At 69.6% G+C, this 20,420-nt stretch carries 14 protein-coding genes and 2 pseudogenes; 8 read left to right on the forward strand and 8 right to left on the reverse strand.

Annotation, left to right across the window (positions count from 1 at the left end; translation table 11 throughout):
* Positions 1-9: 9 nt before the first annotated feature.
* Complete coding sequence (locus tag ABZ642_RS09495; protein WP_360479736.1) at positions 10-1,005, forward strand: sugar ABC transporter permease; 996 nt, start codon at positions 10-12, stop codon at positions 1,003-1,005.
* A gap of 13 nt (positions 1,006-1,018) precedes the next feature.
* Positions 1,019-1,873 (forward strand): carbohydrate ABC transporter permease, encoded by an 855-nt coding sequence (locus ABZ642_RS09500; RefSeq protein ID WP_360479739.1) that lies wholly within the window; start codon positions 1,019-1,021, stop codon positions 1,871-1,873.
* Positions 1,874-1,954: 81 nt separating this feature from the next.
* Here ABZ642_RS09500 and ABZ642_RS09505 read toward each other — a convergent pair whose 3' ends face one another.
* The 6 genes and pseudogenes from ABZ642_RS09505 to ABZ642_RS09530 form a co-directional block, all read right to left on the reverse strand.
* On the reverse strand, positions 1,955-2,734 hold the full coding sequence (locus ABZ642_RS09505; protein WP_360479742.1) for a polysaccharide deacetylase family protein: 780 nt from the start codon (positions 2,732-2,734) through the stop codon (positions 1,955-1,957).
* 38 nt (positions 2,735-2,772) lie between these two features.
* Positions 2,773-3,909 (reverse strand): acyltransferase, encoded by a 1,137-nt coding sequence (locus tag ABZ642_RS09510; protein ID WP_360479745.1) that lies wholly within the window; start codon positions 3,907-3,909, stop codon positions 2,773-2,775.
* 114 nt (positions 3,910-4,023) lie between these two features.
* Positions 4,024-4,314, reverse strand: a pseudogene (locus tag ABZ642_RS09515) (methyltransferase); the annotation flags it as partial.
* Positions 4,315-4,390: 76 nt separating this feature from the next.
* The gene (locus ABZ642_RS09520; RefSeq protein WP_360479748.1) at positions 4,391-5,347 is read right to left on the reverse strand and encodes a transporter; all 957 of its coding nucleotides are present in this window, start codon (positions 5,345-5,347) and stop codon (positions 4,391-4,393) included.
* Entirely contained in the window at positions 5,344-6,264 is a 921-nt protein-coding gene (locus ABZ642_RS09525) for an ATP-binding cassette domain-containing protein (RefSeq protein ID WP_360479751.1), read from the reverse strand. Before ABZ642_RS09525 ends, ABZ642_RS09520 begins: the two co-directional genes overlap by 4 nt.
* A complete protein-coding gene (locus ABZ642_RS09530; RefSeq protein ID WP_360479754.1) occupies positions 6,261-6,692 on the reverse strand; it encodes a GntR family transcriptional regulator in 432 nt (143 codons plus the stop codon). The genes ABZ642_RS09525 and ABZ642_RS09530 overlap by 4 nt, the downstream gene beginning before the upstream one ends.
* Positions 6,693-6,901: 209 nt before the next feature.
* On the opposite strand from ABZ642_RS09530, the gene ABZ642_RS09535 reads away from it, so the two are divergent.
* The 3 genes from ABZ642_RS09535 (at position 6,902) to ABZ642_RS09545 (ending at position 10,543) form a co-directional block, all read left to right on the forward strand.
* Positions 6,902-8,257, forward strand: coding sequence for an FAD-dependent oxidoreductase (locus ABZ642_RS09535; RefSeq protein WP_360479757.1), 1,356 nt, complete (start codon positions 6,902-6,904; stop codon positions 8,255-8,257).
* A 173-nt stretch (positions 8,258-8,430) separates the two neighbouring features.
* Complete coding sequence (locus ABZ642_RS09540; RefSeq protein ID WP_360479760.1) at positions 8,431-8,772, forward strand: hypothetical protein; 342 nt, start codon at positions 8,431-8,433, stop codon at positions 8,770-8,772.
* 868 nt (positions 8,773-9,640) lie between these two features.
* Positions 9,641-10,543 carry an RNA polymerase sigma-70 factor gene (locus ABZ642_RS09545; protein WP_360479763.1) on the forward strand — a complete coding sequence of 301 codons (903 nt, stop codon included), beginning with the start codon at positions 9,641-9,643 and terminating at the stop codon, positions 10,541-10,543.
* A gap of 9 nt (positions 10,544-10,552) precedes the next feature.
* Here the strand turns inward: ABZ642_RS09545 and ABZ642_RS09550 are convergent, their stop codons facing one another.
* Positions 10,553-12,106: a GAF domain-containing SpoIIE family protein phosphatase gene (locus ABZ642_RS09550; RefSeq protein ID WP_360479766.1), complete on the reverse strand. Its 1,554-nt coding sequence runs from the start codon at positions 12,104-12,106 to the stop codon at positions 10,553-10,555.
* Between the two features lie 506 nt (positions 12,107-12,612).
* Here ABZ642_RS09550 and ABZ642_RS09555 point away from each other — a divergent pair.
* From ABZ642_RS09555 to ABZ642_RS09565, 3 genes are all read left to right on the forward strand, one after another.
* Positions 12,613-15,174, forward strand: a complete 2,562-nt coding sequence (locus tag ABZ642_RS09555) for a SpoIIE family protein phosphatase (protein WP_360479769.1) — start codon at positions 12,613-12,615, stop codon at positions 15,172-15,174.
* Between the two features lie 302 nt (positions 15,175-15,476).
* Positions 15,477-15,848 carry a cupin domain-containing protein gene (locus ABZ642_RS09560; protein ID WP_360480202.1) on the forward strand — a complete coding sequence of 124 codons (372 nt, stop codon included), beginning with the start codon at positions 15,477-15,479 and terminating at the stop codon, positions 15,846-15,848.
* A gap of 282 nt (positions 15,849-16,130) precedes the next feature.
* Positions 16,131-18,983, forward strand: a complete 2,853-nt coding sequence (locus tag ABZ642_RS09565) for an AAA family ATPase (protein ID WP_360479772.1) — start codon at positions 16,131-16,133, stop codon at positions 18,981-18,983.
* A 162-nt stretch (positions 18,984-19,145) separates the two neighbouring features.
* Here ABZ642_RS09565 and ABZ642_RS09570 read toward each other — a convergent pair.
* A pseudogene (locus ABZ642_RS09570) lies at positions 19,146-20,351 on the reverse strand (acyl-CoA dehydrogenase family protein).
* Positions 20,352-20,420 lie beyond the last annotated feature (69 nt).

Below are 20,420 nucleotides of genomic sequence, written 5' to 3' on the forward strand. Positions count from 1 at the left end.
GCAGCCGACATGTCACTCCTCGCCACCCGCCGGCGCCGGCTGCCGCCCCGGACCGCACCACCGGTCGCTCCCCGGGTCGGCCTCTGGCACCGCATCCGCGCCGCCAAGTGGTCGTACGCCTATCTGGCCCCGATGGCCGTGCTACTGCTGGCTTTTGTGATCTACCCGATCTTCGCCTCCTTCGGCTACACCTTCTACCGCTGGAACGGCATCGGTGAACCCGGCGACTACGTGGGCCTCGCCAACTTCCGGCAGATCCTGCAGGACCGCATCTTCTGGGGCGCGGTCCAGCACACCTTCGTCTACGCGTTCGTGCTCGTCCCGGTGCAACTGGTGCTGGCGCTGGCCCTCGCGCTGGTGCTGAACAACCCGAAGCTCAAGTTCGCGCTGTTCTTCCGGACCGTCTACTTCATCCCCGTCGTCACCTCCGCCGCGGTCGTCGGAGTGGTCATCCAGCTCATGCTCGCCAACTTCGGCGACTCGGCCGGCAGCCTGCTCGCCAGGACCGGGGTGACCGACGGGCACATCGACTGGCTCGGCGACCCGCACACCGCCCTGGCCGTGATCATCGCGATCGGTATCTGGCACACCCTCGGCTACAACCTCGTCTACTTCCTGGCCGGCCTGCAGACCATCCCGGCGGAACTGTACGAGGCGGCGAAGCTCGACGGCTGCGGCCCGGTGCAGTCCTTCTTCCGCATCACCATCCCGATGCTGCGCCAAGTCGGCGTCGTCATCGTCGTGCTGGCCTTCATCGGCAGCTTCCAGGTCTTCGACCTGGTGCAGGTCCTCACCGGCGGTGGCCCGTACTTCGCCACCGAAGTCGTCAACACGTACATCTACCACCTGGCCTTCGGCGGCTCCCCGGGCTCGGCCGCCCAGCCCGACATCGGCCTGGCCTCCGCGGCCTCGTTCCTCTACGGACTGCTGCTCATCGTCTTCTCCGCTCTGCAGGTCCTCGCCCTGCGCCAGATCAGCCGACGGCGCACGGCCGCCGACCAGTGAAGGGGTTTCGTCGATGTCCACACTGTCCCCGCGTCCGCGGCTGAGCCTGCGCCGAGGCCGGCGCGGCCTGCTCCATCTCGCCCTGCTCGGCGGCGGGCTCATCTGGCTCTACCCGTTCCTGTGGGCGCTGGGAAGCTCACTGAAGAGCACCGACGGCTTCTTCTCCGGCGGACTGAACCCGATCCCGTCCGAGTTCCGCTGGTCCAACTACAGCGAGGCCTGGACACAGGCGGACTTCGGCCGGTTCTTCGTCAACACGGTGCTGTTCGCCATGGGTACGGTCGTCGTCACCCTGCTCGCCACCTCCATGGCGGGCTATGTCCTCGCCCGTACCGACTTCCCCGGCAAGAAGCTCTGGCTGGGCCTGGTCGGGGTGACGCTCTTCCTGCCGCACGGCTACACGATCATCCCGGTCTTCGACCTGATCCAGCGGCTCCATCTCCTCAACACCCTCTGGGCGGTGGTCATCGTCCAGTCGGCGGGCGGGATGGTCTTCGGCACCTTCCTCTTCATGGGCTACTTCACGACGATCGACCGGGGGCTCGAGGACGCGGCCCGCGTGGACGGGGCGAGCTTCCACCAGATCTTCTGGCGGATCATGCTGCCGCTGTCCGGGCCGATGCTGGCGACCGTGGGCCTCTTCGCCTGTATCAACGCCTGGAACAGCTTCTTCGTCCCACTGGTCTTCACCCTCTCCCGCCCCGAGCTGCACACGCTGTCAGTGGGCATGTTCAACTTCATCGGCCAGAACTCCACCGCCTGGACGCTGGTGTGCGCGGGGTCGGTCATCACCCTGCTCCCCATCGTCCTGATCTTCATCGTGCTGCAGCGGTTCTTCGTCAACGGGCTGGCCGGCGCGGTCAAGTAGGGGCGAACGGCGATTCAGCAGGGACGCTCTCGGAAACTGACTCGACCTCATGGATGCGCACGGGCTCGCCGCCGAGGTGGCTCAGGGCCGGTAGACCATCCCGGGCTGGGGCTTGGCGGGGGCGAGCAGTTGCGACACGGTGACGATGGTGTAGCCGCGCTGCTTGAGTGCTTTGAGGATCCCCGGGACGGCGGGCACGGTCCCCTTGTGCAGGTCGTGCAGCAGGATGATGCCGTCGCGGTGGGTCTGGTCGAGCACCCGCTTGGTGATCAGGGCCGAGTCGGTCGTCTCGTAGTCCTTGGCGGTGACGCTCCAGAGCACCTGCGCCAGCCCCAGGTCCTGGCAGACCTTGGCCACCTTGCGGTTGGTGCGGCCCTCCGGCGGACGCATCAGGACGGGCCTGGTGCCGGTGATCCTCTCGATGGCGTCCTGGGTCCGGCTCAGTTCCTGACGGGCGTCGTCCTCGCCGAGGTCGGTCAACCGCTTGTGATTCCAGGTGTGATTGCCGATCTCGTGCCCCTCGTCCGCGATACGGCGCAGGATGTCGGGGTACTTCGAGATGTGACCCTTGCCCTGCACGAAGAACGTGGCGTGCAGACCTTGCTGCTTGAGGATGTCCAGGAGCTTGGGGGTCGTCGGGCTGGGTCCGCCGTCGAAGCTGAGGGCCACGCACTTCTCCTTGCGGCAGTCGGTGTTTCCGGTGACGGATCCCGATGCCTTGGCCCGGGCGGCGCGCGGCGAGGTGTGATCGTAGGTCGTGACCGACAGTGCCACGGTCACTGCGACGGCCAGGACGACGGCCGCCGCTGCCGCGACGGCGATGAGTATGCGTGACCGTCTTGTACGTGTGCTGAAGAACATGCGAGCCCGTTCTCTGGTGGGGTACCGGGGTTCCGGTGCTATTGAGTGCGGATGAGGGCGGACTGCGCGGTGAGGTCCCGCGGCCGCATGTCGACCGTCAGGCGATGCCTCAGACGGCGTCCGAGCCGACGCTCCACCAGGGTGTGGACCAGCAGGGACAGCCCGAGCATGCAGATGACGGACAGCGTCATCGAGGGCAGTGGTCCCAGCCCGGGGAATGCCTGGATCAGGCCTTTGGCCAGGGGGATCCCGAGGCTCTGGTGGATGAGGTAGAAGGGGTAGGTGAGTGCCCCGGCGGTGACCGGCCAACGCCATCGCAGTCCGGTGAGCGGGCCGATTCCGGCGAGGGCCAGCAGCCCGAGGCAGAGGGTGAGTACGACCGCGCAGACGGCCCAGGAGGGCCGGCCCTCGCCAGGGGGTACGGCGGCGTGGTCGGCCACCCGTAGTTCGAGCACGGTGAGCTGGTAGCACCAGGCGAGTCCGAGCAGCAGCCAGAGCAGGAGGTTCGGTCCGAACCTGTGCATGAGGTAGAGCACGATCCCGGCGACGAAGAGGCCGGTGTACCGGGTCAGAGCGAATTCGTCGAGCAGGGGTGAGTGGAGTTCAAGGGCGATGACACCGACCAGGAGCCAGGCTCCGCAGAAGGCCACCACCCGCTGATAGGACAGGCCGAGGACGAGCAGCGCGGCCATCAGCAGGTAGAAGCGTGCCTCGACCCAGAGCGTCCAGCTGACTCCGTCGACCGGATCGAGCCCGAGCGGTCCCGGGGCCATCGTCAGGTTCCCCAGGACGGTACGGGGGTCGATGCGCGTGGCTGCGGGCCGATGGCCCAGCCGCGAGACCAGGACGAGCAGGACGACCAGGAGCACCGCACACCAGTAGGCCGGGAAGAGCCGTGAGATCCGGGAGACGGCGAACTGTGTGGGAGTCCGTCCCCAGCAGCTCATGCAGATCACGAATCCGCTGATGAGGAAGAAGAACTCGACGCCGAGCCAGCCGTAAGCGCTGATCTCGTGCAGGAGCGGGACGGAATCCCGGAGCTCGGCCCTGCCCCAGAAGTGCGGGGTGGGCGTGCCGAGGAAGTGGTAGGCGGCCACCATCAACGCTGCCACCAGACGAAGCCCGTCTATCGCGGTCAGGCGTGACTGGTCGTTGTGAGGTTCGGAGGACGGCACGTCGGAACCGGGGCCGTGTCAGCAGACGCCGGGCAGGGGCGAGCGGCTGACGCGTATCTTGGAGCGGCCGTGCGGGCGCTGCTCCCAGTCCTCCATGAACCGTGCGTGCAGGCGGCGCAGCCCGTGTGCGACGAGGTAGTCGAACTGCATCTGCCCGAGCGCCAGCCGGCGGTCGTGGGTCCGGCTGCCGACCGCGGCCTCCGGGTTGCGGTGGGTGTCCGAGGCCATCACGGCCCGGTAGTGGCCGACGTGGTCGGGGTGCTTGAGACGCAGCCACGCGTCCCGGCCGGCCCGGCGGAGGTACGGGACGACGCGGCCGGGGTGGCGCAGGGCGTAACCGGTCTCGTGGGTGAGGGCGGCGCGGTTGTGGCGCAGTTTCTTCGGCGACTTGGCGTCGGCGGGCATGACGAAGCGACCTCCGTACAGAGAGAAAGGGGGAATCGGGGTGAGGGGTGAGGGAGCCCGTACGGCGGCGACCGCGTCAGACGCGGCGGCGCAGGAGCAGCAGGGTGACGACCGTGAGCAGGACGGCCAGGCCGCCGAGGACCGCGGTGTCGGTCCACTGGAAGGTCCAGTAGTCACCGGCCGGGTTGGCCTCGTAGAAGCGGGCCACGTACCCGTGTGCCGTCATGCACTCCTTGAGCTGGGCACCTGACGGGAAGGGGCAGTTGAACACGGAGTCGTGACGGCCGGAGGCGGTGATCAGGCCGTAGTCGCCGGTCGACCACTTGTCGCCCATCGGCGCTTTGGGGGTGCTGCCGGCGCTGACGTAGGTGCGCGGCGGGACCAGCAGCCGGGCCCAGTGGGTCCCCTCCAGCAGGAGTGTCACCATCCCCGTCACCAGCAGGGTCAGGCCCATTGCTGCCAGGACCCGGCGAGCCAGCAGGCCCAGCAGGGTGCCGGCCGCCAGGCCGAAAAGGGCGGCCGCGACGACGCGGGGGCCCGAGCCGCTCAGGACCGTGTTGTCGTACCAGAACAGGCCGTAGCTGCGGTCGGAGGCCGGTCGCCACCACCATGCGAACACTCCCGCGAGCAGGCCGGAGAGGACGGTCGTGGTCGCCGCGGCCAGGGCGAACCGGGAGGCGAACCACTGACCGCGGCTCAGACCCTGGGCGAGTACCAGGCGGTGTGTGCCCAGTTCCCGGTCGCGGCCCAGCAACGGGGCGCCCCAGAAGACGCCGATGACGACGGGCAGGGCGATGTTCAGCGCCCCGAGGTACTTCAGCGGCTCGACGTCCAGCAGGAGTGGCAGGCCGCTGTCGGACCGTGTGCAGTACAGCGGCCCGGTGGCGCAGTGGTCGAACAGCCCGCTGCGCAGGGCGTCCACCATGCCCGAGCGGTAGTACGCGGCGATCGCCGCGGTGAGGACCAGGGCGGCCGCGCCGATGGCGGCCGGCACGCGCTGCTGGCGCCAGGCGAGCCAGAGGGAGCCTTTCACGCCGCCGCCTCCGTCCGCTCGCCCGCGGCGGGATGCCCCGGCTCGTTCCCGGCCTGGAGATAGCCGATCAGGATGTCCTCCAGCCTGGGCCGTGTCACGTGCCAGTCACCGCGCAGTGGTCCGCGTTGCCGTATCAGGGCGGTCAGCTGTCTGCCGGCGGTACGGCGCTGTACGACGGTGTGCTGTCCCGCCAGGGCGTCGGCCCGGTCGGCGGGTCCGGTCAGTACGGCGTGACTCTCGCGCAGTGCGTCGGCGTCCTCGCTCAGCTCGGCGCGGCCGTCGCGCAGCACCAGCACCCAGTCGCAGGTCTCCTCCAGTTCGGGCAGGACGTGCGAGGACAGCACGATGCTCGTGCCGCGCTCGGCGGCCTCGGCCATGAGCTCCGCCATGATCTCGCCTCGTGCCACGGGGTCGAGGTCGGCCAACGGCTCGTCGAGCAGCAGGAGTTCGGGCCGTTTGCCCAGGGCCAGGGCCAGGGCGAGCGCGACGCGGGTCCGCCGTCCGGGGGACAGTTCGCCGACGCGGGCGTGGAGCGGGATGCCGCCCTCGTGGACGATCCGCTCGGCGGCCGTCCGGTCCCACGAGGAGTTCAGCTTCTCGCCCATCAGCAGGGTGTCCGCCACGGTGAAACGGGGGTAGAGCGGTTTGTCCTGGGTGAGCAGGGCGACCCGGGTACGGGCCTCGGCCGTGCCGGGCGCGGCGCCCAGCACCCGCAGTTCCCCGGAGCCGGCTCGCAGAAGGCCGCCGGCCAGGTGCAGCAGGGTGCTCTTGCCGGCTCCGTTGCGTCCGACGAGGGCGGCGACACGACCGCCGGGCACGGTGAACTCGCAGTCCCGCAGGGCCCAGCCGCCCCGTCTCCGGTACCGGAATCCGAGTCCCGTGGCGCGCAGTGCGGCCGGCGCGTCAGGCCCGGTCATACGTCCTCCTTCTTCCGTTCCCGGTCGCCCGGGGTCTGGCTGTCGTGTTCGATGCCGTAGGCGTCCAGAACCGCTGTGACCATGGCGAGGACGTCGGCCCGTTCCAGGCCTTCGGCCCGGGCGCGTGCCACCCAGTCGGTGATCTCCCGGCGCAGCGGCGAGTCGTCCTCCGCGCCGGGCCGGGCGAGTGATCGCGTCACGAAGGTTCCGAGACCGCGGCGCAGTTCGACCAGGCCGGCCTGCTCCATGTCGCGGTATGCGCGTAGCACGGTGTTGGGGTTGATGGCGGTCGCCGCCACCACCTCCTTGGCCGTGGGCAGCTTGTCCCCGACCTTGAGGAAGCCCATCCGGAGCGCTCGTTCGGTCTGCTCGACGATCTGCACATAGGCCGGTACGCCGCTGCCGCGGTCGATCCGGTAGTCGATCACGTCGCCTTCCTCGGTTCCACCATGCTTGTACTAATGAATTAATGGAAGCATGGTGGATGTCCGTCGGCGCTGTCAAACGTCTGTGACTGCGCAAGCATGAACGGGCCACCGCTGCCGCGCCGGGGTCGCTCACACACGCCCAACAAGCCGTGTCACACCGTCTGGCCCTGTCTTGTCTAAGAGGTGTCGAACAACAAACAGAGGGTCTGATGCGTGAAATTCTGATTGTCGGTGGCGGCTATGCGGGCTTCTACGCCGCATGGGGCCTTGAGAAGAGCCTCAGCACGGCAGAGGCGCGGGTCACGGTCGTCGACCCCCGCCCCTACATGACGTACCAACCGTTTCTGCCGGAGGTCACGGCCGGATCGGTCGAGGCTCGGCACGCCGCCGTGTCGCTGCGACGGCACCTGCGCCGCTCCCGCCTGATCGCGGGGACCGTGACCGCGATCAGCCATGCCGACCGGACGGTCACGGTACGGCCCGCCAAGGGAGCGGACTACGAACTGCGTTACGACACCCTCGTCGTCACCGCCGGCGCCGTGACCCGCACCTTCCCCATCCCGGGGCTCGCCCAGCACGCGATCGGTCTGAAGCACGTCGAAGAGGCGGTGGCCATCCGCGACCGGCTGATGACCGCGTTCGACCAGGCGGCGTCCTTGCCGCCCGGCGCCGAGCGGCGGAGGCTGCTGACCGTGACGTTCGTGGGTGGCGGGTTCTCCGGGGTCGAGGGCTTCGGGGAACTGCTGTCGCTCGCGACGGCGATGCTGAAGTCGTACCCGGAGCTGAGCGGCGACGAGCTGTCCTTCCACCTGGTCGAGGCCCGGGGCCGCATTCTGCCCGAGGTGGGGGACAAACCGGGCGCCTGGGTGGTGCGCTCTCTGGAACGCCGTGGCGCGCATGTTCACCTCAACACGCAGATCCGCTCCCTCGCCGACGGCCACGTAGTGCTTTCCGACGGGGCTGAGTTCGATTCCGCGTTGGTCGTATGGACCGCCGGCAATGCCTCCAATCCGGTCGTGCACAACCACTCGGATCTCCCGATCGACGAACGCGGTCTGCTCGTGGTCCGGCCCGATCTTCGCGTGGGCACCGACAGCGAACTCGTTGCGGATGCGTGGGCGGCCGGGGACGACGCGGCCGTTCCCGACCTGGCTTCAACGGTGCCCGGGGCTCACACGGTGCCGAACGCCCAGCACGCCGTACGGCAGGGCAGACGCCTCGCGAAGAACATCGTGGCCGACCTGCGCGGGGGGCGGATCAGGAACTACCGCCACAACAGTTTGGGAGTGGTGGCCACGCTGGGGCTGGGGCGGGGCATCTTCCAGTACAAGAGGATCGTCATCAAGGGGCTGCCGGCCTGGCTGATGCACCGGGGCTATCACGTCCTGGCCGTGCCCTCATGGGAACGTAAGATCCGCGTCCTCACGGTCTGGCTCACGGCCGCGGTCTTCGGACGGGACCTCGTCTCCCTCGCCTCCGTGCAGCATCCACGGGACGCGTTCGTCACGAGCGGTGATCCGCAGCGCCCTGGCGAGAGCCCGACGAGTGGCCGCACGGCCGCATGAACACGCGGGAAGGCGGAGAGGTTGCCGCAGCCCCCGCCAAGTGACGCCGCCCGGATGCGTTCACCGCTGACCGCGGCACCGGCTTCGGTCCTTGCCTTCGTCCACCTACCAAGCGCTGAGGGCGTTTCTGTCTTCCCGTACCCGGGCCTACCGCCTTTCCTGTGGAGCACACCATGAACACGAGTAAGGAGGCCGCGCGCGGCCTGACCGACATCGAGTCCTTCCTGTACCGGCATGCTCATCTGGACGCGGCACGGCAGCGCGTGACGGTTTTCACCACGCGGGTGGCGGGGCTGAACCGGGAGCAGAAGGCGGATATCGAGAGCTGGTACCTCAAGGAACAGAGGTACGTCGCACGCATGGTCACGGAACACATCGAGGCAAGCATCAGCGAGATGCGGCAGCAGCACCGTGTCCGCTTCACACGATGGCTGCGAGGAACGCTCACCGCGATGATCCTGGTCACCGGGGCCATGACCTTGTGCTTCGCTGTGCTCCTGGGATCGTTGAGCTGAACCGCCGGGCGCCGCTCACACCGCCGTGGTCCGGGCACGCGCGGCGCGGTAGAGACCCCTCGCGGGTGTCGTCGCGAAGTTCCCTTTCCAGTGCCTGCTTCTGGATCTGCAGGCGGGCCAAATCCTGCACCGTTCCAGTCGTGCGATGCAGCGTTCGACGGTGTGCGCATGGCGAGCGTCGACGGTGGTGATGATGTGTTTGGGCGCTTGAGGGTCTGCCTGCCGTCGCTGATCGAGTCGAATCACTAGATCATGCGATGTGCCTCGGGAGTGCCCCGAGCCATTCTGGCTGTTCGGGCCTGTCCGGACGTGGTGTGTCCATCGCGTGGTCGCCGCCTGCGCAAGGAGCGTCCCGGTGCCACGGTCGCTCAGGGTGCGCTGGACTCCGTGTCACATCTTGTCCTGCCGCTCGGACGGCCGGCCGAATCACTCGATTGTGCGATGCGTGCAGGTACCGCTACGACCCAGTCTGGCCTGGTTGACGAAGATTTTTTTCATTCCCTGAAGAGAAGTGCAGCTGTTGCCCGGAGTCCTTATGTGAGCCAAGGGGCGGGCCGCGAGACCACGGTGTCTCTGCCTGACCGCCACCGTTCCGACAACAGCCCGCGGCATTCCCATGTGCCGGTTCGGCCGGAGGAACGGGGCTGACTCGGATCTCTGGTTCAGCTGCGATTGGACCAGTCGTGACTTTTAGTGGCCACCTTTCCCGCACCACCCGAACAAGCCACGCGGAGCCTCGTGCCCGGCGCGACGCCGGCCGTGGGGAACGCGTCGCAGGACGGCCTGTCGAAGCCACCTGCTTGCCCGCGGTGGCGATGTGATCCCGCCACGCGACAGCCGTATCCGGAGCAACGAGGACCACAGGATCATGTATCTCAAGTCGTCCCCTACGACCAGTGACCTTGACGAGGCTGTCTCCGCCTTTGTGCAGCACCGCGCGCGCCTCTTCGGGATCGCCTACCGTGTGCTCGGCAGCGTGGTCGAGGCTGAGGACGTGGTCCAGGAGGTGTGGCTGCGTTGGCAGAAGACCGACCGCTCCGTGGTGGTGAGCCCGGTGGCCTTCCTGTCGAGCGCGACGACCCGCTTGGCCATCAACGTGGCGCAGTCGGCGAGGGTGCGTCGGGAGACCTACATCGGGCCGTGGTTGCCTGAGCCCGTCGACACCAGTGTGGATCCGGAGGTGGGCGCGGAGCGGGCGGAGGCTCTGGAGCTGGCCCTGTTGCTGGTCCTGGAGAAGCTGAGTCCCACTGAGCGGGCCGCGTACGTCCTGCGCGAGGCGTTCGACTACTCCTATCCGGAGATCGCCGAGATCCTGCAGCTCAGCGTCGTCAACATCCGCCAGATCGTGAGCCGTTCGCGCAAGCGTCTGTCGGGTGAGCCGCGGGTGAGTGTGGACGCGGTGGAGCATCGACGCCTGCTGGACGCCTTCGTCTCAGCGGCTCGCACCGGGGATGTGGCCTCGTTGGAAGCCGTCCTCGCCCCTGACATCGTCAGCCTGTCCGACGGCAACGGTCTCCGGGGCGCCGCCCGTGTACCTGTGGTGGGCCGTGCGCGCGTGGCCAACCTGGCGACCGCCACGCCGCGGTTCTGGCGGGACACGGACCTGAGGCTGGTCCAGGCCAACGGCGGTACGAGCGTGATGATGTACCGCGACGGTTCACCCACCACGATCCTGACGGTCGCTGCTTCGACGGAGGGCATCCACAAGGTGATGTGGGTGTTCAACCCGAGCAAGATCGCCGCATTTCTGGGCTCCCGCACACGGCTGTAGCACTCTGCCCTACCCGGTGGTGGCGAGCCCGATGAGCAGCAGGGCGATGTCGTCCGTCCTGGGGGCGGTTCGCCGCGCATGCTCGATCAGGGCTGTGGCGAGCCGGTCCATCGGCTGGAACCGGGCCTGGGCGAGCTGGGTGGCGAGATCGGACATGGCGTCGTCCAGGTCGACTCCGGGAGTTTCGACGAGTCCGTCGGTGTACAGGGCGAGGACGGTGCCGGGCATCAGCGGGATCTCGGTGGAGGGAAAGTCCGTGTCGGGGTCGATGCCGAGCAGCAGCCCGGGCGGCACGGAGAGGACCTCGGTGTGTCCGTCGGGGTGGCGCAGGATCGGCGGGGGATGCCCGGCGGTGGCCAGGACGGCCCGGCGGCGCGCGAGGTCGAGACGGGCGTACAGGCAGCTGGCGAAGCGGCCCGGGTCCAGGGCGACCAGTTGGCGGTTGGCCTGCGTGAGGGCCTGCGCCGGCGTGGTGCCGGTGACGGCGTGGGAGCGGAGGGAGGGGCGGATCCGGCCCATGAGCGCGGCGGCGGTGACGTTGTGCCCCTGAACGTCGCCGATGAACGCGGCCGCGGTGGTGTCGTCCACCCGGACCAGGTCGTAGAAGTCGCCGCCGACGTCCATCCCACGGGCGGCGGGTAGGTAACGGGCGGCGGCGTCCAGACCCGGGACGTCGGGCAGCGAGTCGGGGAGCAGGGCCGCTTGGAGGGTCTGCGCGAGCTCCTTGCTCGCGTCGTAGAGGCGGGCCCGCTCCAGTGCCTGTGCGATGAGTCCCGCGAGTGCGGTGAAGATCACCCGCTCCTGCTCGGAGAAGGGATGGGGGTGGTCGAAGGCGAACACGCACGAGCCCACCGGGCGCCGGGAGGTGATCAGCGGTAGGAACGCCCAGGCGTGCAGGCCTTCCTGACGGACGGCGGGAGGGTAGGCGCGGGACAGTTCCTCGAACGTGGCGAAGAAACTGGGCCGGCCGGTGGCGAGGACCCGGACCGGGGGCGCCTGGCAGGTCAGCGGAGCTGCTTCGAAGAGTTCCAGAAGCCCGGGGTCGTATCCGCGACGGCCGATGACACGCATCCTGCCGTCTTCGGCCACGAGCAGGGCCACGGTCCGGGCGTCGAAGGCCGGCAGTATCTCCTCGGTGATCAGATCGACCACGTCACGCACGCCCACGGCTTCGGAGAGGGCCGCGGCCAGATGGAGCACCTGGTAGACCTCGCCCAGGGGGATCGGCTCGCCCAGGAATGTTCCCGTCCTGGCGGGCCCAGCCCGTGAGGACGGGCCCGGGCCGGTCGGCGAGATACGGACGCTCACCCCGGATCCGTCGGGGTAGAGCTCGAAGGCCAGCCACTGGTCCGGCGGACGCAGGGCGGTGCAGCAGGTAGGCCTGCGGCTCACCAGAGCGCCGTGGAAGCAGTCCTCGAAGGGCGAGTCGGCGCACCAGGGCAACGACCGCCAGGGATGTGTGCCGGTCGGCTCGGGGATGCCGCCGCCGAGCAGGGTGGCGGCGGTGGCGCTGACGTAGGTGAACCTGCCCTCCAGGTCGAGCGAGCAGTTGCCCTCCGGCAACCGTTCGACTAGCTCCGTCGCGGCCAGCGCCTCGGCCGGATCCCGGCCGCGGCCGGCGGCTGCGGCAGGGTGCGCGGTGCCATTCCCGGACGGACGGCGTGGCCGGTGTCGGACGCGTCGCGGAGGAACCGTCCCAGGCGGCTGCAGACGGCGGCAACCCGATCGGGCCCCGGGCGGGCGGCTCCGGCGGTGCCGGAGCCGGGCCACAGAAGCAGCAGCGTGCCCCATGCCCGGGTGCCGGTGACGATCGGTGCCGCGGCCGCCGCACAGTGGTACGGAAGTGCGATCGCCGTGCGCGGATAGCGCCGGCGGGAGAACCCCCTGAGCCCGCCGGCGCGGCAGCACCCCTTGTCACAGATCACAGCGCCGGCCGGTCAATGGCCTGAAAAGGGACAAGGAGCGGCGCAATCCGGCTCATGTACGAGTCCGGAATTGAGAACGGTGACGAAGCACGGCGTGCCGCAGACGTCTGCCCCGCCGCCACCCATCCGAGGACGACGAATTCGATGATCAGCACTGACAGAGTGATATCCGGTAAGCAGCCGAACGTCCGCGAGCCCTCGGAGTCGGCGATCGCGATGCTCGACGAGCAGGGGACGGTGGTCGGATGGACGCGGGCCGCCGAGCGGCTGGTCGGGTACTCCGCCGGCGACGTCGTGGGCCGGTCGGCCTCAGCCGTACTGCCGTACCCCGAAGAAGCGCCGACGACGGCGGAGTTCGTCGAGCAGTGCCGCGCCCAGCACGGCTGGTCGGGCACGACGACGGTGCGGCACAGGGACGGTCACGGGCTCGACGTGAGCCTGCGGGTCTCGATGCTGTGGGGGCAGGGCGAAACGGTCCGGTGGCTGGTGTCCGTGACCGACATCGGCGAGGCCTCCGGGGACGCGACGAACCGGCTGGTGCGAGAGTCCCTGCTCGCCCACGTCCCGATGGGCATCGTCGTGGGGGACCCGCAACTGCGCTGCACCTGGGTGAACGACACGATGGAGAGTCACGACGGCATCTCCCGCGACCGACGGCTCGGACGTCGATTCACCGATGTGCATCCGGGCGCCGAGACCGAAGTACTCGAATCAGCGATGCGACAGGCTGTCCGGAGCGGGCCCACCAAGGTTCACGACTACCGGACGCGGCTGCCGTCGAGCCCGCATCGGGAGCACTCGTTCGCAGCTTCGATCTTCTGCCTCCAGGACGCCGACGGCCTGGTGCTGGGGGTGTGCGTCATCAGCGTCGACGTCACCGAGAGCCGGCGGGCGCGCGACCGCCTGGCCATACTCAGCGAGGGCAGCACCCGCCTCGGCAGCAGTCTGGACGTGATGCGGACCAGCCAGGACCTGGCCGACCTGGCCGTGCCCCTGCTCGCCGACTACGTCGCCGTCGACCTTGAGCAGTCCGTCCCCGGCGGAGAGGGGCCCCCGGTCCACGTCGGCTTCACGGGCGAGCGTCTCCCTGTGTTCCGGCGCGCCGGTCTGGCCTCGGTTCGTCATGGGGTCCCGGAGTCCCCGTGGGTGCGCGGCGAAGTGGTCCCCTGGCCGCCCGCCTCACCCTTCACCGAAGTCCTGAGCTCCGGCAGGCCCCACCTCGAGCCGGTCCTGGACACCGCTGCGGGTACCTGGATCGACCATGACCCCGTGCGGGCGCGGAAGATCCACGAGAACGGCATGCACTCCCTGATGGTCGTTCCCATCCGGGCGCGGCGTGTCCTGCTGGGCATGGTGCTGTTCATCCGCACCGTGGACCCGGGGCCGTTCCAGGAGGTCGATGTGCTCCTCGCCGAGGAACTCGTCAGCCGCGCCGCGCTGGCGTTGGACAACGCGCGCCAGTACGCCCGCGAGCACACCGCTGCCCTCGCCCTCCAACGGAACCTGCTTCCGCACCGTTTGAAGGGCGGCGCGGCGGTCGAGACGGCGTCTCGTTACCTCCCCGCCGACATGGATCACGGCGTCGGGGGTGACTGGTTCGATGTGATCCCGCTGTCCGGCGCGCGGGTGGCACTCGTCGTCGGCGACGTGGTCGGACACGGGATCAACGCCGCCGCGACCATGGGCCGGCTCCGCACCGCCGTGCGCACGCTCGCCGACATGGAGCTGCCCCCCGACGAACTGCTGACCCACCTCGACGACACGGTCCAGCGGCTGGCCGAGGAGGATGCCGACGCCCCGGACCAGTACCCCCCGGCTGTGGGTGCCACCTGTCTGTACGCGGTCTACGATCCGGTCACCCGCCGGTGCACCATGGCGCGGGCCGGGCATCCCCCGCCCGCGATCATCGACCCGCAGGGGCGGGTCGTGTTCCCCGATCTGCCCACCGGAGCCCCATTGGGCATCGGGCTGGGAGTCCCCTTCGAGGCCGTGGAGCTGGAACTGCCCGAGGGAAGTCTCCTCGGCCTGTACACCGACGGCCTCATCGAGACCCGCGACCACGACATCGACGTGGGAATGAACCGGCTCGGCACCGCTCTGGCCCAACCGAGCCGCTCCCTGGACGAACTCTGCGGCCGGGCGATGGAGACCTTCCCGGGGCAGGCACCCTCCGACGACGCCACCCTGCTCCTCGTCCGGACCCGCACGCTCAGCCCCACCCAGGTGGCCTCCTGGATACTGCCCTGCGACCACACCGCTGCCCGCAGTGCCCGGCACCTGGCAGCCCGTCAGCTGGCCGAATGGGGCTTGGAGGGTCTTGAGGACGCCACGAAGCTGATCGTCAGTGAACTGGTCACCAACGCCGTCCGCCACGGCCGCGGCCGGATCACTCTGCGCCTGATCCGGCACCAGGTCCTGACCTGCGAGGTGTTCGACACGAGCGCCTGCTCCCCGCGTCTGCTCAGCGCACGCACCCATGACGAGGACGGTCGCGGCCTCTTCCTGGTCGCCCAGTTGTCCCGCAGATGGGGTTTCCGCTCCGTAAAAGGTGGCAAGGTGGTCTGGGCCGAAGAAGATCTGGCCCCCGCACCAGCACTCGAACCGGTTCTCGGGGTGCCGCACAGGCCCGCGGAGCGACCCGTCCTCGCCTCCGCGTCGCCCGCGGACTCCGGCATCGCCCGGGGACGCGGTCCCGTGCCCTGGTAACGCGCCGGCCGGTGTGCACCCGTGTCCAGGAGCGACGAGGTGGCGGATCGCCTTCCGCGCGCTGTGTGTACTCCATGCCGAGGGCTCCTGGTTTGTGAGGGCCGCCGACAGGAGGCAGGGTGGTCTTGGAGTTCTGCGCGTGAGGCAGCAGGTGCGCGGCCCGCCGCAGACGCGGTACACCGGCCCGTGAGCGATGTACGGACCATCCGTTGTGGGCAGGCCCACGGAGGTGCAGAGTGTCGGCACAGGACGCGGCGAACGAGACCGCGGAACAGGACAGCGAGTCGACGTTCGGCCCCAGGATGCTGGCGGACGTCAAGCCTCCCTTCGTTCCCGAGGGCGCTTCGGGGATGACCGTTCTCGTCGAGTGGCCGCCCGGCGACCCCGGGACTCCTCCGCACCGCCACTCGGGGCCGTGTTTCGGCTACGTCCTCGAGGGCGCGGTCCGGTGGGAGCTCGAGGGTGAGCCGGAACGCGTCATCAAGGCCGGTGAGACGTTCTGGGAGCCGGGCGGTGAGGTGATCCACTACCAGAACGGCAACGCCTCGTCGGACGCGCCGGCCAAGTACATCGTGTTCATGATGTGCGCGCCGGGCCAGCCGATGCTCACCCTGGTCGAGGAGCAGGAGTTGACGCAGCGGTCCCATCTGCGCGCCCCGCGCCCCACCGGCTGACCTCCCGGCTGACCTGCCGGCTCACGCGAGCCGGTTCCGAACGGAGCCCGTCGACTCCGTGACCCGGGTTCGTTCCCCGCGCCTCGCGGCCGTCGGTGCCGGGCACTCCTCGGCCCTACGCACGTCGTGCTCCTCTCCGGCGCAAGTGATCTGGCCGGCGCGCAGCATGCGTCGCACGGGGACGAGAGGGCGGCGCGCAACCGGAAGCCGCCCAGGAGCGAGCGCCGATCACACGAGGGGACCGGCGTTGAGGGCACATATGGCCTGCGGCATGCTTGCCCCATGCGCAGCACAGACCCCACGGGCGACCTGGACCCCGGGCGCGGTGACCGGGTCGGGACCGGGCTGAGCCTGAGGGGACGGGACCGTGAGATCGCGGCTGTCCGCGAAGCCCTGGTGACAGTGCGCGGCGGACGGGGCGCCTGCGTCGTCGTGGAAGGCGTGCCCGGCGTCGGCAAGAGCCGGCTGCTCGCGGAGCTGGACGAGCGGGCGCGGCGGTGCGGGTTCGATGTGGTCTCCGTACGTGCCGACGAGTTCGACCAGTACGCCGCAGGAGCCGCCCTGCAGTCCGTCCTGCAGGCCTCCGGCGGTTCCTCCCGAGCCGCCGCGGCCGTGGCCGACCAGCGGCTCTGGCTGCTGGACAGCATCGCGGACGCTCTGGAGGAGCGGGCTCAGCGCGCGCCGGTGCTCGTGCTCGTCGACGACACGCAGTGGGCAGATCCGGCCACGCTCTTCGCGCTGCGCACGCTGCCCGGACGACTGGCCGCCTCGCGGATCCTGTGGGTGCTGGCGGTACGGTCGGAGACCGAGCGGCCGACCGTGGCCAGGGTGCGGGAGGACCTCGAACGCCTCGGAGCCCGATGGCTGACCCTCGGTCCTCTGCCACAGCAGGAACTGGAGAACATCGCGGCCGACGCGCTCGGGGCGAAGCCTTCACCCGGTCTGGCCAGGATGCTGCGAGGCGTCGCGGGCAATCCGTTCCTGGCGATCGAACTGGTGCGCTCTTTTCCTGACCCGGAAGCCGTCATAACGGAGGCGGGCACGGCCGGCCGCCTGTACCGCGACATCCCCGCCGGCTTCCGGCAGAGTGTCGCCGCACGTCTGGAGCAGCTCCCGGAGGATGCGGTGCGCCTGCTCCAGATCGGCTCCGTCCTCGGCCGCGAATTCGACTTCGGCACGGCCGCCCGCATGCTCGGCAGACAGGCCGGCAGCCTGCTGGCAGGCGTGGAGGCCGCCCTGCACGGCGGTCTGCTCTCGGCGGACGGCCCGCGACTCGCCTTCCGCCACGACCTCCTGAGGCAGGCCGTCCACGAGAACCTGCCGCCGGCCGTACGGACCGCTCTGCACCGGGAGGCCGCCGAGAGTCTGCGCGCCACCGGGGCACGATCGGCGGAGGTGGCCTGGCAGGTCGTCATGGCGGGCGGCCCGGTCGACGACGACGCCGTGACCAGGCTGCACACCGCCGTACGGGAACTGTCGTCGACGGCACCCGACGCGGCCGCGGACCTCGCTCAGCGGATCGCCGGCCTGCTGCCCCGGCGCGACCGGCGTCGTGTCAGCCTGCTGACCGACGCCGCCGAATACCTCGGCCGGACCCGCCGGGTTCACGAGGCGCTCGACCTGGTCGACACCGCCCTGTCGGACGGTCTGGAGCCGCCGCAGGAGGCGAACCTGCGCCTGGTGGCCGCCGAAATACACCAGGCCGCCGGCGATGACGCCGCCGCCATGACACACCTGCAGCAGGCTCTGGACCTCCCCGCGCTGCCGTCCGACCTGCGTGTCCTGCTGCTGAAGACGCAGGCGACGGGCCACGTGTACCTCGGAGACATCACCGCCGCCGAGCAGACGGACACCGGCCTGGTCGCGGCCTCCTACCGGAGCGACGATCCGGCCGTCGTCGTCAGCGTCATGGTGTTCCAGTCGCAGACGTTCTTCTACCGTGGGCACTTGGCCCGAGCTCTGGAGCTCGCCGAGGCAGCCACCGCACGCGCCTGCACCGAGCCCACGGTGCCCTACCTGCGGCCCCCGAGAATTCCGGCGCTGTGGCTGGCCACGGTACTGACCACCACTGACCGGCTCGCGGACACCGAGCGGGTTCTGCGTGAGGGGCAGCACGAGGCGGAGGTGCTGGGCCTTGGCTGGTCACTTCCCCACTGGCACGCTCGCCGTGCCTGCGCCCTGCTGGAACAGGGCGCGCTGGACGACGCGGCCGTGGAGGCCGAGGCCAGTCTGGCGGTGGCGGACGAACTCGAGATCACCCAGCCGAATCCGCAGACCCGCTCCGTGCTGGCACTGGTGGAGATCAGGCGCGGTGACCTTGCCAAGGCGAGGGACCATCTTCGCGCCGCCGAAGCCGGCTCCGGCACGAACGCGCAGCGGTACGGCCTGTGGGTGTCTCTCGCCCGCGCCTGCCTGGCGGACGCGGAGGGCCGGAACGAGGCAGCGGCAGCGGCACTCACGGGCAGCTTCGAAGACAGTGAGCCGACGCGGCTGCTCGCCCTTCCGCCGTCCCACTGGCCCGGCATCGTGCGTATCGCGCTGCGCGGCGCGGAGCCGTCGGTCGCGCGGGCCGTGTCCGGCGCATTGCGCACCCTGACCGCCCGGGACGACAGCCAGGAGATCATCGCGGCCGTTCGCGCCCATGTGGACGGCCTGCTCCACAGCGACCCCGGTGCACTCACGTCCGCCATCACCGGCTACCGGAGCACCGGCAGGCGACTGGCTCTGGCCGCGGCATGCGAGGACCTCGGCGAGCTCATGGCCGCGTCGGTCGATACGGCGCAGGCGATCCCGTACCTCGAAGAGGCGGGTCAGCTGGCGTCGGCCTCGGGAGCCCTGCGCGATCACGAACGGATCAGGCGGCGTCTTCGGCACCTCGGCGTGCGCGCGGGCGCCCCGCGGCAGGACACCACCGGCTCCCGGGGGTGGGGGAGTCTGACCGAATCCGAGCGGAAGCTGATCCCGCTCGTCGTGGACGGCCTCACCAACCGGGCGATCGCCGACCGGCTCTACGTGTCCGTGCACACCGTCAACACCCACATGAGGCACATCTTCTCCAAGCTCGGCATCAACACCCGCGTCGAACTGACCCGGCTGGCCGTCGAACGAGGCGATATCTCCGACGGAGCCGGGTGAGCGGTGCCCCGGCCCGGGAGGTGCGGCGCCCGCAACGCGAAGGCCAGTGAGGCCTGCGGCGCCCGCGACGCCGAAGGCCAGTGAGGCTGGATCTCCGCTCCGCGAACTTCCTCGTCGAGCAGGGCGCCGTTTCCCTCGCTTCCGCGGAGAGCGCGGCACGACTCACACGAAGGCGCTCTGCCCGGTGATGGACTTGCCGACGATGAGGGTTTGCATCTGGCGGGTGCCCTCGTAGGAGTAGAGCGCTTCGGCGTCGGCGAAGAACCGTGCGACGTCGTAGTCGAGGACGATGCCGTTGCCCCCGAAGATCTCGCGGCTGAACGCGACGACCTCCCGCATCCGGGACGTGGTGAACCCCTTGGCCAGCGCCGAGTGGTCATCGCGGAAGATGCCCTGGTCCTGCAGCCGGGCGAGCTGCACCAGCATGCCCCAGGAGGCGGTGATGTCGCCCAGGCTCTTCACCAGCAGGTCCTGCACCATCTGGAACCGGGCGATCGGACGCCCGAACTGCTGACGCTCCTTGGCGTAGGCGAGTGCGAGCTCATAGGCGCCGATCATGACACCCAGAGCCTGCCAGGCGACACCGCTGCGCGTGAAGCGCAGGATCTCCGCGACGTCTCTGAAGGAGTTGATGTTCTGCAGGCGGTTCGCCTCCGGCACCCGTACGTCGGTCAGGGCGATCTCGGCGTTCTGTACGATCCGCAGCGCGATCTTGCCCTCGATCCTCACCGGCACGAAGCCGGGGGTGCCCTTGTCGACGACGAAGCCCTTGACCTGGTTGTCGTCCACGTCCCGCGCCCACACCACGACGTGGTCGGCGAAGGTCGCGTTGCCGATCCACTTCTTCGCGCCGTTGAGCACCCAGGTGTCGCCCTTGCGCTCGGCGGTGGTGCGCATGCCACCGGAGACGTCGGAGCCACCCAGCGGCTCGGTCATGGCGAAAGCGCCGATCTTCTCCATCGAGGCCATGGCCGGCAGCCACCTCTCCCGCTGCTCCTGGTCGCCGCCGGTGTATATGGAGTAGAAGCTGAGCCCGTTGTGGACGCCGAAGAAGGTGGCCACCGAGGCGTCGACGCGACTCATCTCCATCGCGAGCATGCCGCCGAGCAGATGGCTGGCGGCGGGCAGGTGCTCACCGTAACCCTCGTAGGACAGGGCGGTCAGCCCGCTCCCGCGGAACTTCTCGATGAGCTCCATGGGGAACTCGCCCTTGTCCCATTACTCGTTGACCATCGGCTTTACCTCGTCACGCAGGAAGGTGCGGGCCTTGCGCAGTATCTTGCGCTCGTCGTCCGGGAGGAGCGCCTCGTAGAGGTAGAAGTCGGCGCCCAGCAGGTCGTCCGGCGGCGCGGGGGGAGTGGTGGTCATGTCATTCTCCTTCGGTGTCGGACAGGGGGCTGTCCCACGAGGGCGGCGTGATGTGTGTCGGCGTTCTCG

Source organism: Streptomyces sp. NPDC007157 (assembly GCF_040634235.1).
Lineage (GTDB): Bacteria > Actinomycetota > Actinomycetes > Streptomycetales > Streptomycetaceae > Streptomyces.